We start from the raw sequence: 15,173 nt of genomic DNA, 5'->3' as shown, positions 1-15,173 counted from the left end.
GCCGAACAAGGCATTCGGACTGCCTCCGGGCAGGCGCCCCAACGGGCGTCCTGGCTACCGCCCCAGCCGCCGCTGCAGCACCTCGAACTTGTCGTGGTATTCGGGCTGGAGGCGGATCTCGCCGTCGGCATCGGCATCCCGGAGCGCCTCCATGATCTCGAGGTCCGGCTCGCTGAACCACCGGCCGATGGTGATTCCGTGCTTGGGCACATAGATGCGGTGGATGTGGTCGCCGGCCCGGATGGTTCCGGTCCGGATCACGCGCAGGTAGGTCCCCACCCGGCCCGCTTCCGTGAAGCGCTTGACCCATTGAGGCTCTCCCATCCGGCGCTGGAAGGCTGCGCACGGGACCCGTGGTGAGGTGACTTCCACTTCGACGTCCAGCCCGATCTTCCAGCGTTCGCCGATTACTGCCCCGGTGGTTTCGATTCCGGCAACCCGCAGGTTCTCGCCGAAGATCCCGGGCGGGACGTCCCGTTGAAGCTCCTTCGCCCAGTAATCGGCGTCGTCCTGGGAGTAGGCGTAGATGGCCTGGTCTTCACCGCCATGGTGGATCCGGCTCGCCTGTACGTCGCCGTGGACGCCGAGTTTGTGGACCTTGACGGGTCCTTCCACCGGCCGCTTGTCGATGGCGGTGACGCCCACGCTCCCTTCGTCGGGAAGGAGCTGGTGGACGCGGCAGACGGCTAGCACTGATGCGGTTTCCATGGCTCCAGTGTAGGTTCCCGGCGTTACAGCCGGCGCTGGAACCGGGGATGGGCAGTTCTCTCCCGTTTCGTGCTCGCAGCCGGACCGGGCAGAGACTACGCTGAATTCAGGATTCGAGATTCCGGCGCGAAGGTGCGCCCACATTCAACATGGACTACCGAGGGGGGGACGCCGTGGACCCGAACAGGGATCCAGAGCACGATCCGCAGAAGGACCGGCCCGGCAACGGCCCGCAAGGCAGCACCGGCGGCGCTGCAGACAACACCGCCGGCGTTACACCGCCAGACGCGCCAAAACCCCCGCCCTGGCAGGTCCCGAAACCGGAACTGCGCCCCGAGCTCCTGAACCAGCCCACCCCGAGCGTGGACCCGTTCGCCAAGGACCGCGAGCGCCAAACTCATGAGGCCGCGGCCCGCAAGAAGCGTTCCCAGCGCCGGACCGTGGTGGTGGGACTCGGGGTGACGGCGCTCCTGGCCGGCACCATCACCGCCGTCGTGGCCAGCAACCAGGACGAGGCGGATTACGCCCAGGTGTGTTTCAACGACGAAACCGGCGAGCGCGTGGATGACACGCAGTGCAACAGCTCCGCCGGACGCAGCGGAGCGCTCTATGCCTGGTACTTCTACTCCCGCGGCGCCAGCGTGCCCGCGGTGGGCCAGAACCGCTCTGCCTACCCCAGCTACACCAGCACCATCCCCAGCGGAGCCAAGGCATCCACGGGGTACAGCACCAAGGGCGGAACCGTCAGCAGGGGCGGCTTTGGCAGCAGCTCCAAGGGCGGAAGCACGGGGGGCTAGGCGTGAAGCGGTTGTTATCGGAGCCTCGGCCCGGCTGGAAGCAGAAGATCGAAGAGCAGGGCCTGGTCTTCTCCACCACCACCATGCCTGACGGCAGGAAAATCGAATACTGGCACGAGGCCGCCTACTACGAATTCACCATGGACGAGGTGGAGACCCTGGAGGTCACGGCCGAGGACATGCACAAGATGTGCCTGGAGGCGGCAAAGTTCCTGGCGACGGGGGCTATGGGCAACATCGGCATCGGCCCGCAGGCTCTGGAGCTCGCCGCTGAGTCCCTGCAGGCCGGCGACATGGATGTCTACGGGCGCTTCGACTTCATCTATGACGGCCAGGGCGGACCGGCCAAGATGCTCGAGTACAACGCCGACACCCCCACGGGCCTGATCGAGGCCGCCGTCGCCCAGTGGTTCTGGCTGCAGGACGTGTTCCCGGAAAAAGACCAGTGGAACGGCATCCACGAGGCCCTGATCCGGCAGTGGAAGAAGATGCAGTACCGCACCGGGATGAGCACCCTGCACATCGCCCACTCCGAGGCGGAGGAGTCCGGCGAGGACTGGATGACGGCCGCCTACATGCGGGACGTCGCCAGCCAGGCCGGCTGGACCACGATCGGCATCAACATGTCCGACATCGGCTGGGATCCCAACCTCAACCGCTTTGTGGACCTGGACAACTTCATGATCAGCACCATGTTCAAGCTGTACCCGTGGGAGCTGATGATGAAGGAGCCGTTCGGGCACCGGCTGCTGCAGCGCGCGCACAATCCCCGCTGGGTGGAGCCGGCGTGGAAGATGCTGCTTTCCAACAAGGCACTCCTCGCCGCGCTCTGGCACCTCTACCCGGAGCACCCCAACCTGCTGCCCGCGTACCTTAACGAGCCTGGGCCCCTGAAGGAATGGGTTGCCAAGCCGCTGCACGGCCGCGAGGGAGACAACATCAGGATCCACGCGGAGGGCATCAGCATGGAACAGCCGGGCGGGTACGGCCGTGAGGGCTGGTGCTACCAGCAGTTCCATCCGCTGCCGGACTTCGACGGAAACCACCCGGTCCTGGGCCTCTGGGTGGTGGACGGCGAGTCCGTGGGATGCGGGATCCGGGAGTCGGATGGCCCCATCACCGACTACTTCTGCCGTTTTGTGCCCAACACCATTGACGCCCCGGCGCCGCTCTCAGCGCAGGCCCACTCCAACAAGGCAGGAATCGCCCTATGAGCCCCCTGACATTCCCGAGCCCGGTGGCCGCATGAGCGCGGAGACTACGACGGCGGGCGGCGGTTCCGGCGGACCCTCCGGTGGTGCCGTTCCCGCCAAGGGCCTGCACGCGGGCATCCTGGACCTCGGCGACTCGGTCATGCTGGGCCTTGCATCCACGGCGCCCGTGTATTCGCTGGCTGCGACGCTGGGCCTGATCGTGGCCGTCAACGGAAACTACACTCCCCTCATCCTGCTTTTGGGGTTTGTCCCGGTCCTGTTCATCGCCTACGCGTTCCGGGAACTGAACAGCGCCATGCCGGACTGCGGCACTACGTTTACCTGGTCCCGCCGGGCATTCGGTCCCTGGGCCGGCTGGCTGGGCGGCTGGGGAGTTGCCCTGGCGGGGATCGTGGTCCTCGCCAACCTGGCCCAGGTGGCCGGGCAGTACCTGTGGCTGCTGGTGGGCGACGGGTCGCTGGCGGAAAACAGCCTTTTGGTCACGGCCACCGGTGTGCTGTTCATCGTTTTTATGACCCTGGTGAACTACCGGGGCATCCGGCTGGGCGAGCACGTCCAGCGGGTCCTGACATATGTGCAGTACATCTCGCTGGGTATCTTCGCCCTGGCCATCATTGTCCGGATCGCCGGCGGTGCGCCCGAGGGCCAGGCCTTCGACATCGAGTGGTTCAACCCGGCCGGGGCCTTCGCCGATCCGGGCGCCGTAGTGCACGGGGCGCTCCTTGCCCTGTTCATCTACTGGGGCTGGGACACCTGCCTGGCCGTGAACGAGGAAACCGAAAACCCTTCCACCACACCCGGCCGCGGCGCTGTCATTTCGGCGTTTGTCCTCGTGGCCATCTACGTTTCCGTGGCGCTGCTGGTGATGATGTACGCAACGGTCGGGACCGAAGGCATCGGACTGGGCAACGAGGCGAACCAGGCCGACGTGTTCCTGGCCATGAAGGACGTGGTCCTGGGCCCGTGGGGCTGGCTGATCGTGGTGGCCGTCCTGGCCTCCGTGCTGTCCTCCACACAGACCACCATCCTGCCCACGGCCCGGGGCACGCTCTCGATGGGCGTGCACGGTGCGCTGCCACCAAAGTTCGGTGAAGTCCACCCGCGCAACCAGACGCCCGGATTCTCCACCCAGGTCATGGGCGCCGCTGCCGTGGTGTACTACGTGGCCATGAGCTTCCTCAGCGAGAACCTGCTCTCTGATTCCATCAGCGCCATCAGCCTGTTCATCGCCTTCTACTATGCCCTCACCGGTTTCGCGTGCTTCTGGTATTTCCGCGGCACCCTCCGGGAATCCGCCCGCAACCTCTGGTTCCGGGGCATTCTTCCCCTGCTCGGTGCACTGATGCTGACGGCGGCGTTCTTCATCTCCGCCGTCCAGATGTGGGACCCCGCCTACGGTGACACGGAAATCCTGGGCGTGGGCGGCGCCTTTGTCAGCGGCGTTGTACTCCTGGCCCTCGGCGTTGTACTGGCCGTAGTCTGCCGGTTCCTGCCCTCGACGCGTGGATACTTCACCGGCAAGCCACGGGTCACCGCATGAGCAGCCCGGACCCTTCCGACGTCCTTGTCCTCGATTCCCTCCTGAGCGCGGAGGAGCTGTCCCTCCGCCAGAAGATCCGCGACTTCACCGACCAGCGGATTAAACCCGACATCGCACGCTGGTATGAGGACGCCGTCTTTCCGCTGGAGCTGGCTCCGGAACTGGGCGAGTTGGGCGTCCTGGGGATGCACCTGGATGGCTATGGCTGCCCCGGCCGGTCCGCCGTCGAATACGGCCTCGCGGCGATGGAACTGGAGGCCGGTGACTCCGGCATCCGCACCTTTGTCTCGGTGCAGGGGTCCCTGGCCATGACGGCGATCCACAAGTGGGGTTCGGAGGACCAGAAGCAGGAGTGGCTCCCCCGGATGGCCGCCGGCGAGGTGATCGGCTGCTTCGCCCTGACCGAGCCCACCGCCGGTTCGGACCCGTCGTCGATGACCACCTTCGCCCGCCGCGACGGCACCGGGGACGGGGCAGGCTGGGTGCTGGACGGTGCGAAGCGGTGGATCGGGCTGGCGTCCGTGGCCGGCGTGATGGTGGTCTGGGCCATGACCGACGACGGCATCCACGGTTTCCTGGTGCCGGCCGGAACCCCGGGCGTCACCGCCACGCCCATCACGCAGAAGCTGTCCATGCGCGCCTCCATCCAGTGCGATGTGGTGTTCGACGGCGTCAGGCTGGGACCGGAGGCGCTGTTGCCGGCTGCCCGGGGCCTCCGCGGACCGTTCACCTGCCTGAACGAGGCGCGGTACGGCATCGCCTGGGGCGCCATGGGGGCTGCCCGTGATTCGTACCAGGCAGCCCTGGCCTACTCGCAGGGGCGGCTCCAGTTCGGCAAGCCGCTGGCCGCGTACCAACTGACGCAGGAGAAGCTGGTGAACATGCTGCTGGAGATCCAGAAGGGCACCATGCTGGCCCTTCATTTGGGACGGCTGAAGGACGCCGGTGCACTGACGCCCGAGCAGATCTCACTGGGCAAGCTCAACAATGTCCGGGAGGCCATCAAGATCGCCCGGGAAGCCCGCTCCATCCTGGGCGGCAACGGCATCACGCTGGACTACTCGCCGCTGCGGCATGCCGCGAACCTGGAGTCGGTCCGCACCTATGAGGGCACCGACGAGGTCCACACCCTCGTGCTGGGCCAGCACATCACGGGCTTCGGCGCGTTCCGTTAAGCCCTCCCCGCCCAACTAGGTAGCGCTATCTGTCGTTATGAGGGCTCATAACGACAGATAGCGCTACCTAGTTGGGAGGGGCTGCGCGCAAAACTCCGGCAGGGGACCTACGCGGAGAAGCCGCCGTCGGACTTGATCAGCTGGCCCGAGACCCAGCGGCCTGCCGGGGAGACGAGGAAGGCCACCGTGCCGGCGACGTCGGCCGGCGTACCCAGGCGTCCGCCCGGCTGTCGGCGGGAGAGTTCCTCCCGGACCTCGGGGGTCATCCAGCCCGTGTCGACCGGGCCGGGGTTGAGTACGTTCGCCGAAATACCCAGCGGTCCGAGCTCCCGGGCCGCGGCGATCACGATCCGGTCCAGTGCCCCCTTGGAGGCACCATAGGGCAGGTTGAAGGCGGTGTGGTCGCTGGTCAGCGCCACGATCGCGCCGCCGTCGTCGCCAACCTGCCGGGCGAACGCGGCAATCAGCTGCCAGCTCGCCCGGGTGTTGACGGCGAAGTGACGCTCGAACGCCTCCACGGTGGTGTCCAGGATGCCGGAATCCACGGACTCGGCGTGGCTCAGCACCATGGCGGCCAGCGGCCCGGCCAGCTGGTTGGCTTCAGCCATGAGCCGGTCCGGGGCAGCGGGGTCCTGCAGGTCGGCCGGCACGGTATGGACGCGGGCGCCGATCGCTTCCAGCTCGGCGGTGAGGCGTACGACGTCGTCGGGCTGGCTCCCCCACGGCATCCGGCTGTCGTAGTCGTGCCAGTAGCTCAGGACCAGGTCCCAGCCATCGGCCGCCAGCTGCCGCGCGATGCCTGCACCGATGCTGGCAAGCCTGCCTGCCCCGGTGACCAGGGCGGCCTTCCGCGGGGCGGGTTCAACCGGATGGGATTCCATCAGGTCAGCCTAGCGGGGCGCTGGTCCCGCGGCCGCTTCAACCAAAGCCGCAGCCGGGACTGTATCCAGCGGTTCGGCAGGGGCCAGGGCGCCCCGGCGGAGGACCGCAAGCCAGCACAGCAGGACCGCGGCGGCGCAGAACACACCGGCGCTGGAGGCCATGATCCACAGCCCGGGCGTCTGGACGTCCAGGTTTTCGGCGTCGAACGCCATCCCAATGGATTTGGGCGAAAAGAAGAACGCCAGGACCGAGAGCAGCAGGACGGCCGTCATCCCGGCGCGCAGGCGCCGGTAGCGCTCCGGGGTTTCCCGCAGTGTCCAGGCGAAGGCGGGAAGGACCGCGGCGGCCCAGACCCAGTGGTGGGACCACGAGACGGGACTGATCAGGAGCATGGCCAGGGCGGTCGCGGACATGGCCACCACCCGGGCGCCCTGGTCGGTGGCGAGCTTGATGACGGCGGCAGCCAGTGCCACCACCAGCAGGCTCAGGAGCAGCCAGGGAACGGTGACCGCGGACGCCGGGACGCCGAAGTGCAGCAGCGCGCCCTTGATGGACAGGTTGTCCACGTAGCCTGCGCCGCCGATCCGTGAAGTGTCCGGCAGGATCTCCAGCCAGAACTGCAGGGACTCGGCGGGTCGGATGAACCAGCCGAGCAGCACGGTGGCCGCGAAGCCTGCGCCCATATTGGCCAGTCCGCGCCAGTCCTTGCGGACCAGGTAGTAGAGCCCAAACACCAGGGGCGTCAGCTTAATGCCGGCGGCCACGCCCACCAGGAAGCCGCTCCCGGGCATGCTCCGGTTCCAGCGGTGGTTCCGGGACAGCAGGTCGGCGGCCATAAGGCCCATCAGGAGGATGTTGACCTGGCCAAAAGCCAGCGTCTCCCGCCACGGGCCAAGGCTCAGCATCGCCAGGAGGACAGCGGCGGCGATCCACCGGCTGCGGGGCGTGTCGAACGTCCGGCGCCAGTCGGCCTTGGCGTTCCAGTAGCGCACGGCAAGGAGTGAGAGCCAGGCGGCCACCGCCACGCCGGCGGCGTTGAAGACCTGAAGGGCGAGCGGCTCCGGGAGCCTCGCCAGCACGCTGAAGACCAGGGCCGCGAAGGGCGGGTAGGTGAACGGCAGGCCGGGACCGCCGGCCCATTCAACGGTCGGACCGTACAGCTCGGAGACGGCCCAGCCGGCGTCGTTCAGGATCTTGCCGCCGTGCCAGTACACGCTGAAGTCCAGGCCCTGCTTGTTCCATCCGGCCAGCAGGAACCAGACGAGTACCGCGACGACGACGGCGGGCAGCCACAGGGCTGCGGTCCTCCCCAGCGCCAGTCCCCAAAGTCGTGGGCCGGGAGCCCTCGGAGCTCTCATTGTGTCGACGTCGACTAAATCCAGGTCACGTTCTGCCATCCGTTGTCCCCCAAGGTCGCTAGCTGCGGGTGGCCGCTTCGCAGGTTGCATCATTGGAACGGCGGCTGGCCGTAGCTACATACTACATATGCATGCGGCGGATTCGCGGCACGTGAACGGCAGGTTTTACGCCGCGGCTACCGTCTCGGGCTCCCGTGCGGCGGCGTCCTTGCGGATGGTGGCGCTGATGACGGCGGCGACGGTGCACATGGCTGCGGCCCCGAACCAGGCGTAGGTGTACTGGCCGGTGGCGTCGCGGATGGCTCCGGCGCCCAGGGCCGCGGCCGCCGCACCGAGCTGGTGGGCGGCGAAGACCCAGCCGAACACCACGCTGCCGTCCGCGCCGAACGTCTTGCGGCAGATGGCAGCCGTGGGCGGGACCGTGGCCACCCAGTCCAGTCCGTAGATCACCACAAAGACGATCATGCTGGGCTGGACGGTTGCGCTGAGGAGCAGCGGCAGCACCAGCAGGCCGATGCCGCGGAACTGGTAGTAGACGGCGAGAAGGATCCGGGGGTTGAATCGGTCGGTCAGCCACCCGGACGCGATGGTCCCCACGATGTCGAAGATCCCGACGACGGCGAGCAGTCCCGCGGCCGTGGTTTCGGCCATGCCGTGGTCGTGGGCGGACGGGATGAAGTGGGTGCCGATCAGGCCGTTCGTGGTGGCGCCGCAGATCGCGAAGCCCGCCACGAGCGCCCAGAACGTCCGCACTTTGCTGGCCCGCTTGAGGACCTGGAGCGCGCGGACCGCGGCGTTGCTGCTCCGGCCGGGTTCGGGCTCAGCCGCAGACGGCGCAGTTACCCCCTCCTCGGGCGCGGTTTCGCCATAAGGCAGCACGCCGACGTCGGCCGGCGAGTTCTTGAGGAACTTCAGCACCAGCGGAACCACGGCGAGGGCGCCGGCAGCAATGAGCAGGGATGCCTGCCGCCAGCCCGGATCCTGGGCCAGCATGGCAATAAACGGCAGGAAGACCAGCTGGCCGGCCGCGCTTCCGGCGGTGAGGATGCCGATCACCAGGCCGCGGCTTTTGGCGAACCAGGTGTTGGCGATGGTGGCGGCGAAGACCAGCGCCATCGAGCCTGTGCCGAGGCCGATCAGCAGACCCCACGTGAGCAGGATCTGCCAGGACTGGTTGACCAGGACAGTGAGGGCGCTGCCGGCCCCGATCAGCACCAGCGCGGTGGCGGTCACGGCGCGGATCCCGAACCGTTCCATCAGGGCGGCGGCGAACGGAGCGGTCAGGCCAAAGAGGACCAGGTTGATGCTGACGGCAGCCGACAGGACTGTGGTGGACCAGCCGAACTCCTGCTGCAGCGGCACCATCAGCACGCCCGGGGCGGCCCGGAACCCGGCGGCGCCGACGAGGGCCAGGAACGCGACGGCGGCCACGATCCAGGCGGGATGCAGCCGGCGGCGGGAGGTTTCGGTGCCGCTCATGCGGCTGTTGCCAGTTGCATGGGCGCCTCTGAACGGGCAAGGCTGTGCCAGCTCGTGTTGGCGGCTGTGAGCCGCTCCCCGCATCCGGTGCAGGTGTCCGCTGACGTGGTCCGCTGTCCGCAGCCGGAGTGGATCACGTACATGTGGGCCTGATCGGACGGTGCGGGGAGATGCTTTTCCGCCCACATGATGACGGCGTTCAGGACGGGGAGGGCGTCCTCGCCCTTGGCGGTCAGGACGTACTCGTGGCGGGTGCGGCCGCCGCCGTCGTACGGCCTCTTGCCCAGCAGCCCGGACTCGACCAGCCCCGCCAGGCGGTTGGTGAGCACCGAATCGGCCACCGCCAGCCGGGATTTCATGGCGTCGAAGCGCCCGTTGCCGAAGAACACCTCGCGGAGCACCAGCATGCTCCAGGGGTCGCCCAGGATGTCGAGGCCGCGTGCCATGCTGCAGGTGCGGGTGGACCAGTCGGATCGGAGTGCCATACGGGCACCCTAGCTAACTTTCTTGAAGAAAGCCAGGCTTGCGGCGCGACGGGCTGTAGGCCACCGCCCAGTACGCCAGCAGCGCCACGCCGCAGAGGACGCCCAGGCTGGTGACGGCCAGCTGGAACTGGGTCTGCGGATCCTTGCCCCACTCGTTGGCGCCGGCCATCATGGCCAGGTACTTGGGCGTGAGGTAGAACGCCACGGCCGATACAGTCACGATGATCCAGCCGTACAGCCGCATTTTCCCGGTACGGGAGGGGACCCGGTGCATGGCGAAGGCCATGGACGGCAGCGCCACCGCCATCCAGACCCAGTGGTGGGACCAGGAGACGGGGCTGATCAGCAGCATCAGCACGGCGGTGGCGGAGACGGCTACGAAGTTCTCGTCCGCTGCCACGGCCCACTTGATGACCAAGGCGGTCAGCGCGGCGAGTCCCAGGGAGAGCACCAGCCAGAGCACGCTGGTCAGGCCGGAGTCGGGCAGGCCCACATGGAGCAGGAGGCCCTTGACCGAGAGGTTGTCCAGGTAGGCGGGCCCGCCGATCCGGCCGGTGTCCGGCAGGATCTTGGTCCAGAACGTGAGCGAGGCGTTGGGCAGCACTGCCCAGGCCAGGCCGATGGAGCCGAAGAAACCGGCCGCCATCCAGCCGAGGGCCTTGAAGTCGCGGCGCACCAGGAAATAGAGGCCGAAGGCCAGCGGGGTGAGCTTGATGCCGGCAGCCAGGCCGATCAGCAGCCCGGCGGGCCAGCGGATCTCCCCGGCCCGGTCTTTCCCGTACAGCGCGAAGTCGGCCAGGATCAGGCCCATCAGGATGATGTTGATCTGGCCGAAGTCGAAGGTGTCCCGCCACGGGCCAAGCAGCAGGATGGCACCGGTGCCGGCGAGTGCAATGGTACGGAACCGCCAGTCGGCGAAAGATGTGCGCCAGCTGCGGAGCCCGAAGTAGTGCCGGGCCAGCCAGGCGGCCACCACGGCGGCCCCCACCAGCGCCGTCGTGATAAAGATCAGGCCGCTGGTCCCGAGCGGCAGCAGCGCCAGCCCGGCGAACAGCAGGGCCGCGAACGGCGGATACGTGAACGGCAGGCCGTCACGCGCCGCGTACAGCTCGTTGACGCCGGTCTCCCCCGTCTGCAGCACACGGCTGCCGCCGTAGTAGTACACCTCGAAGTCGTTCATGAGCGGAATGTAAGCGGAGTACAGCACCATCAGGGCAGCGACGACGGCGGCAGCACCGGCCGCCGTCGCGATCCAGCCGCGGGTGGTTCCGGAGGCCAATGCCGGGGAGGTTGCGGTCACCGGAGGAACGTGAAGGCGTGCTCGAGGTCCGCGATGAGGTCTTCAACGTCCTCGATGCCGCAGGACAGCCGGATCAGGTTGACGGGAACGGCCAGTTCCGTGCCCTTGACCGAGGCGTGGGTCATCTCCGAGGGGTAGTTCATCAGCGATTCGATGCCGCCCAGGGATTCCGCCAGCGTGAACACGGAGGTGTTTTCCGCGACCGTGCGGGCCGCCGCCTCGCCGCCCTTGAACTGCACGGAGACCATGCCGCCGAACTTCTTCATCTGCTTCTTCGCCAGTTCGTGGCCGGGGTGCGAGGGCAGGCCAGGGTACAGGACCGCCTCCACCTCGGGGCGCTCCAGCAGCCATTCGGCCACGGCCTGGCCGTTGTCGCTGTGCCGGTCCATCCGCACGCCCAGGGTCTTCAGGCCCCGGGTGGTGAGGAACGCGTCCATGGGGCCGGACACCGCGCCCACGGCGAACTGGACAAAGCCGATCTTCTCCGCGAGTTCCGCGTCCTTGACCACAATGGCGCCGCCCACCACGTCGGAGTGGCCGCCGATGTACTTGGTGGTGGAATGGACCACGACGTCGGCACCCAGGGCGAGCGGGGTCTGCAGGTAGGGGGACGCGAAGGTGTTGTCCACCACCAGGAGGGCCCCGGCGTCGTGCGCCACCTTGGCGAGGGCCTCGATGTCCGTGATCTTCATCAGCGGGTTGGAGGGTGTCTCCACCCAGACGAAGCGGGTCTTGTTGGCTGCCACGGCCTTGCCCACGGCGTCCAGGTCAGCCATGTCCACGGGGGTGTTGCCGATCCCCCAGTCGCCGAGCACGCGGCTGATCAGCCGGTACGTTCCGCCGTACGCGTCGTTGCCGAGGACAATGTGGTCTCCGGGCCGGGTCAGGGCACGGATCAGGGAGTCCTCCGCCGCCAGGCCGGAGCTGAAGGAATAGGCGTGGGTTCCGCCCTCGAGCGCGGCAAGCTGTTCCTGCAGGGCGTCGCGGGTGGGGTTGCCGCCGCGGCCGTATTCGTAGCCGTCGCGGAGGCCGCCGATGCCGTCCTGCGCGTACGTGGAGCTGAAGTGCAGCGGCGGAACCACCGCGCCGGTGCGGGGTTCGAAGGCCTGGCCGGCATGGACAGCGCGGGTGTTGAAGCCCTGGTTTTCAGAAACAGACATCGAAGGTCCTTTCATTCGGTGATCGAGCTTGTCGAGATCCGGGTTTCGACGCGCTCAACCACCGGCGGTTAGTTGCTGAGGTAGGCGAGGAGGTCGTGCCGGGTCAGGATGCCCACCGGCGCCCCTACAAACGTCACCATCACCGTGTCCACGTCGGACAGCAGCGCACGGGCCGCCGAGATGGTTTCCAGCGAGCCGATGACGGGGAGTTTGGGGCCCATGTGCTCGGAGATCTTGTCGGTCAGCTTTGCTTCGCCGCGGAACAGCTTGGCGGTCAGGGTCCGCTCGTCGACGGCGCCCAGGACCTCGCCCATGACCACGGGCGGCTCCTGCGAGAGGACCGGGATGTGGCTGACGCCGAACTCGTTCATGATGGTGATGACGTCGCGGACGGTCTCGTTCGGGTGGATGTGCACCAGGTCCGGGAGTTCGCCGGTCTTGGACTTGATCACCTCGCCCACGGACGCTTCCTCGCCGCCGGAGAGGAAGCCGTAGGACCGCATCCACTGGTCGTTGAAGATCTTGGCGAGGTAGCCGCGGCCGGAGTCGGGCAGGATGACCACCACCACGGCGCTTTCCGGGAGGTCGCGGGCGGTCCGCAGCGCCGCCACCACGGCCATGCCGGACGAGCCGCCCACCAGCAGCCCTTCCTCGCGGGCCAGCCTGCGGGTCATGGCGAAGGAGTCGGCGTCGCTGACGGCGATGACGTCGTCCGGGACGGACTTGTCGTAGTTCGCCGGCCACATGTCCTCGCCCACACCCTCGACGAAGTATGGCCGCCCGGTCCCGCCCGAGTACACCGAGCCTTCGGGGTCCGCCCCGATGATCCTGACCCGGCCGCCGTCGGACTCCGCGCGGTCCGCAGAGACCTCCTTAAGGTACCGGCCCGTGCCGGTGATGGTGCCGCCGGTGCCGGCGCCGATCACGCAGTGCGTGACCTTTCCGTCCGTGTCGTTCCAGATCTCCGGCCCGGTGGTCTCGTAGTGGCTGCCGGGTGCGGCCGGGTTGGAGAACTGGTCCGGCTTGTAGGCGCCAGGGGTCTCCGAGACGATCCGGTCCGAGACGCTGTAGTAGCTCTGCGGGCTGTCAGGGGCGACGGCGGTGGGCGTCACCACCACCTCAGCGCCGTAAGCCTGCAGCACGGCGCGTTTGTCCTCGCCGACCTTGTCCGGCACCACGAAGATGCACTTGTAGCCCTTTTGCTGGGCCACCAGGGCCAGCCCCACCCCGGTGTTGCCGGACGTGGGCTCCACGATGGTTCCGCCCGGGAGCAGCTTGCCGTCCCGCTCGGCGTCCTCGATCATCTTGGCCGCGATGCGGTCCTTGATCGATCCGCCGGGGTTCAGGTACTCCAGCTTGACCAACACCGTGGCTTTGATGCCGTCCGTCACGTGGTTGAGCTTGATGAGGGGGGTCTTGCCGATGAGGTCCAGGATGGACTGGGCGTACTTCATAGGTACAAAGTTACCGTCTCCGGTGACGGGCCTTGCCCAGGGTCAGCTCCCTGCCGTGGAATCCGTCTGCCAGAGGCCCATGATGTTGCCTTCGGTGTCCTTGAAGTAGGCGTAATAACCCATGCCGGGAACGGCATCCTTGGCCTGGGCCACCGACCCCCCGGCGGACTCGACCTTGGCCAGCGCGGCGTCAACGTCGTCCACATCGATAGTGATGATCGGCGTTTTGAGGGTGTCCGTGCGCGGGAACAGGGCGCCGTTGATGGCACCTGGCGCGCTGGGCATGCCTGTCTGTTCGTCCGACGGCGTTGTAATGGCGCTGGTGTAGTCCATCCCCTGCATGGGGATCAGGTTCCAGCCAAATGCGCCTTCGTAGAACGTATTGGCGCGTTCCCTGTTGTCGGCGGGGATCTCGAAATGCACAACTCCAGCCACTGCATGCTCCTTTGGATGCGGATGAAAAGGCGCGGACACCCCGCGCCACACGATGGAGTCTAGTCCCGGCATCCGTGGCCCGTAAGGGGCTCCGGAACCCGTTTTGTCAGCCCACCGTGGGACGATTGCTGTATGACCATCGCAGCTGCACCCGCCAGGCTGGCCGCCGCCGCGGACGCCTCCGTGCGGTGGCATCCGGATGGTCCCTACAGCCTGCCTCAGACGCTTGGCGTCCTCCTGCGCGGCACCGGGGATCCGTCGTTCTCGTCCGGGCCGGACGGGTTCTGGACGGCGTTTACGACGCCGGACGGCCCGGTTTCGCTGCGCCTCACCAGTGCGGCGGACGGGGCGGTTGACGCCCAGGCGTGGGGGCCCGGTTCCGGCGCCGCCATCGCCGGGGTGCCCCGCCTCCTGGGCGCCGGGGACGACTGGTCGGCGTTCGACGAGCCGGCCTTCCACGCCACACTCCCCCGGATGGTCCGCGAAGCCCGGCGCCGGAACCCCGCCGTCCGGCTGCCCTCCACGGGCCGGATCGTTGATGCGCTGGTGCCCACCATCCTTGAGCAGAAGGTCACCGTCATCGAAGCCCGCCGCGGCTACCGGTACCTGATGTACCGCTACGGGTCCGCGGCCCCGGCCGCCGGCGGCGCCGCACCGGCCGGTCTCCGCGTCCAGCCCTCCGCCGAGCAATGGCTGCGCATCCCTTCGTGGGAGTGGCACAAGGCCGGCGTTGGCCCGCAGCGTTCCGCCACGGTCATGCGGGCGCTGCGCTCCGCCGTCGCGCTTGAACGGCTGGCAGCGCTGCCGTCAGCCGAGGCGGCGGCGAAGATGCAGGTCATCCCCGGCGTCGGGGTGTGGACCGCGGCGGAGGTGGTGCAGCGGACCCACGGCTGCCCGGACTCCATCGCGGTGGGCGACTACCACCTCGCGGCCTACGTCGGTGCGGCGCTGACCGGCAGGCGGACCGATGACGCTGGCATGCTGGCGCTGCTTGAGCCCTGGAAAGGGCACCGCCAGCGCGTGGTGCGGATGATCGGCCTGAGCGGGTTCCGCAAACCCACGTTCGGGCCGCGGATGACCATCCAGGACCACCGCGGGCACTGACGCTTTTTCCGTGGACTCGCGCCACCGATGGGTATAGCGTGGCGCCATGGAGCCCGCACCAGAGCCCCGGATTTCCGAAATT

Annotated in this window: 14 protein-coding genes; 5 read left to right on the top strand and 9 right to left on the bottom strand. The window is 67.9% G+C overall.

What is annotated here, in order from left to right; all coding sequences use genetic code 11:
- Positions 1-54 precede the first annotated feature (54 nt).
- Positions 55-708 carry an MOSC domain-containing protein gene (locus EYS21_RS00700; protein WP_131131239.1) on the bottom strand — a complete coding sequence of 218 codons (654 nt, stop codon included), beginning with the start codon at positions 706-708 and terminating at the stop codon, positions 55-57.
- Between the two features lie 149 nt (positions 709-857).
- Between EYS21_RS00700 and EYS21_RS00695 the strand changes: the two genes are divergently transcribed.
- The 4 genes from EYS21_RS00695 to EYS21_RS00680 are packed head-to-tail and all read left to right on the top strand — an operon-like array spanning position 858 to position 5,434.
- Positions 858-1,505, top strand: a complete 648-nt coding sequence (locus tag EYS21_RS00695) for a Tat pathway signal protein (RefSeq protein WP_131131238.1) — start codon at positions 858-860, stop codon at positions 1,503-1,505.
- Positions 1,506-1,507: 2 nt separating this feature from the next.
- Positions 1,508-2,719, top strand: coding sequence for a glutathionylspermidine synthase family protein (locus EYS21_RS00690; RefSeq protein ID WP_131131237.1), 1,212 nt, complete (start codon positions 1,508-1,510; stop codon positions 2,717-2,719).
- Between the two features lie 31 nt (positions 2,720-2,750).
- On the top strand, positions 2,751-4,259 hold the full coding sequence (locus EYS21_RS00685) for an APC family permease (RefSeq protein WP_131131236.1): 1,509 nt from the start codon (positions 2,751-2,753) through the stop codon (positions 4,257-4,259).
- On the top strand, positions 4,256-5,434 hold the full coding sequence (locus EYS21_RS00680; RefSeq protein WP_131131235.1) for an acyl-CoA dehydrogenase family protein: 1,179 nt from the start codon (positions 4,256-4,258) through the stop codon (positions 5,432-5,434). Before EYS21_RS00685 ends, EYS21_RS00680 begins: the two co-directional genes overlap by 4 nt.
- 107 nt (positions 5,435-5,541) lie before the next feature.
- Here EYS21_RS00680 and EYS21_RS00675 read toward each other — a convergent pair whose 3' ends face one another.
- The 8 genes from EYS21_RS00675 to EYS21_RS00640 all read right to left on the bottom strand — a co-directional run bounded on the left by EYS21_RS00675 (position 5,542) and on the right by EYS21_RS00640 (position 13,987).
- Positions 5,542-6,315 (bottom strand): SDR family oxidoreductase, encoded by a 774-nt coding sequence (locus EYS21_RS00675; protein WP_131131234.1) that lies wholly within the window; start codon positions 6,313-6,315, stop codon positions 5,542-5,544.
- A 9-nt stretch (positions 6,316-6,324) separates the two neighbouring features.
- Entirely contained in the window at positions 6,325-7,674 is a 1,350-nt protein-coding gene (locus tag EYS21_RS00670; protein ID WP_131131865.1) for a glycosyltransferase 87 family protein, read from the bottom strand.
- Between the two features lie 165 nt (positions 7,675-7,839).
- Entirely contained in the window at positions 7,840-9,153 is a 1,314-nt protein-coding gene (locus tag EYS21_RS00665) for an MFS transporter (protein ID WP_131131233.1), read from the bottom strand.
- Positions 9,150-9,638 carry a helix-turn-helix domain-containing protein gene (locus EYS21_RS00660; protein ID WP_131131232.1) on the bottom strand — a complete coding sequence of 163 codons (489 nt, stop codon included), beginning with the start codon at positions 9,636-9,638 and terminating at the stop codon, positions 9,150-9,152. The genes EYS21_RS00665 and EYS21_RS00660 overlap by 4 nt, the downstream gene beginning before the upstream one ends.
- A gap of 13 nt (positions 9,639-9,651) precedes the next feature.
- On the bottom strand, positions 9,652-10,938 hold the full coding sequence (locus tag EYS21_RS00655) for a glycosyltransferase 87 family protein (RefSeq protein WP_242633223.1): 1,287 nt from the start codon (positions 10,936-10,938) through the stop codon (positions 9,652-9,654).
- Positions 10,935-12,098 carry a cystathionine gamma-synthase gene (locus EYS21_RS00650; protein ID WP_131131231.1) on the bottom strand — a complete coding sequence of 388 codons (1,164 nt, stop codon included), beginning with the start codon at positions 12,096-12,098 and terminating at the stop codon, positions 10,935-10,937. Before EYS21_RS00650 ends, EYS21_RS00655 begins: the two co-directional genes overlap by 4 nt.
- Before the next feature lie 68 nt (positions 12,099-12,166).
- Positions 12,167-13,552, bottom strand: coding sequence for a cystathionine beta-synthase (locus EYS21_RS00645; RefSeq protein WP_131131230.1), 1,386 nt, complete (start codon positions 13,550-13,552; stop codon positions 12,167-12,169).
- 42 nt (positions 13,553-13,594) lie between these two features.
- On the bottom strand, positions 13,595-13,987 hold the full coding sequence (locus tag EYS21_RS00640) for a VOC family protein (protein WP_131131229.1): 393 nt from the start codon (positions 13,985-13,987) through the stop codon (positions 13,595-13,597).
- Positions 13,988-14,119: 132 nt separating this feature from the next.
- Here EYS21_RS00640 and EYS21_RS00635 point away from each other — a divergent pair, with 132 nt between their 5' ends.
- On the top strand, positions 14,120-15,091 hold the full coding sequence (locus EYS21_RS00635; RefSeq protein ID WP_131131228.1) for a 3-methyladenine DNA glycosylase: 972 nt from the start codon (positions 14,120-14,122) through the stop codon (positions 15,089-15,091).
- Positions 15,092-15,173 lie beyond the last annotated feature (82 nt).

The organism is Arthrobacter sp. S39 (assembly GCF_004320525.1).
Lineage (GTDB): Bacteria > Actinomycetota > Actinomycetes > Actinomycetales > Micrococcaceae > Arthrobacter.
The sequence above is the reverse complement of the archived record's forward strand: the minus strand, read 5'-3'. Positions and strand labels throughout refer to the sequence as shown.

Coding starts and splice junctions, on each gene's coding strand:
- EYS21_RS00700 (WP_131131239.1), bottom strand. CDS start 708: ATGGAAACCGCATCAGTGCTAGCCGTCTGCCGCGTCCACCAGCTCCTT.
- EYS21_RS00695 (WP_131131238.1), top strand. CDS start 858: ATGGACTACCGAGGGGGGGACGCCGTGGACCCGAACAGGGATCCAGAG.
- EYS21_RS00685 (WP_131131236.1), top strand. CDS start 2,751: ATGAGCGCGGAGACTACGACGGCGGGCGGCGGTTCCGGCGGACCCTCC.
- EYS21_RS00680 (WP_131131235.1), top strand. CDS start 4,256: ATGAGCAGCCCGGACCCTTCCGACGTCCTTGTCCTCGATTCCCTCCTG.
- EYS21_RS00675 (WP_131131234.1), bottom strand. CDS start 6,315: ATGGAATCCCATCCGGTTGAACCCGCCCCGCGGAAGGCCGCCCTGGTC.
- EYS21_RS00670 (WP_131131865.1), bottom strand. CDS start 7,674: ATGAGAGCTCCGAGGGCTCCCGGCCCACGACTTTGGGGACTGGCGCTG.
- EYS21_RS00665 (WP_131131233.1), bottom strand. CDS start 9,153: ATGAGCGGCACCGAAACCTCCCGCCGCCGGCTGCATCCCGCCTGGATC.
- EYS21_RS00660 (WP_131131232.1), bottom strand. CDS start 9,638: ATGGCACTCCGATCCGACTGGTCCACCCGCACCTGCAGCATGGCACGC.
- EYS21_RS00650 (WP_131131231.1), bottom strand. CDS start 12,098: ATGTCTGTTTCTGAAAACCAGGGCTTCAACACCCGCGCTGTCCATGCC.
- EYS21_RS00645 (WP_131131230.1), bottom strand. CDS start 13,552: ATGAAGTACGCCCAGTCCATCCTGGACCTCATCGGCAAGACCCCCCTC.
- EYS21_RS00635 (WP_131131228.1), top strand. CDS start 14,120: ATGACCATCGCAGCTGCACCCGCCAGGCTGGCCGCCGCCGCGGACGCC.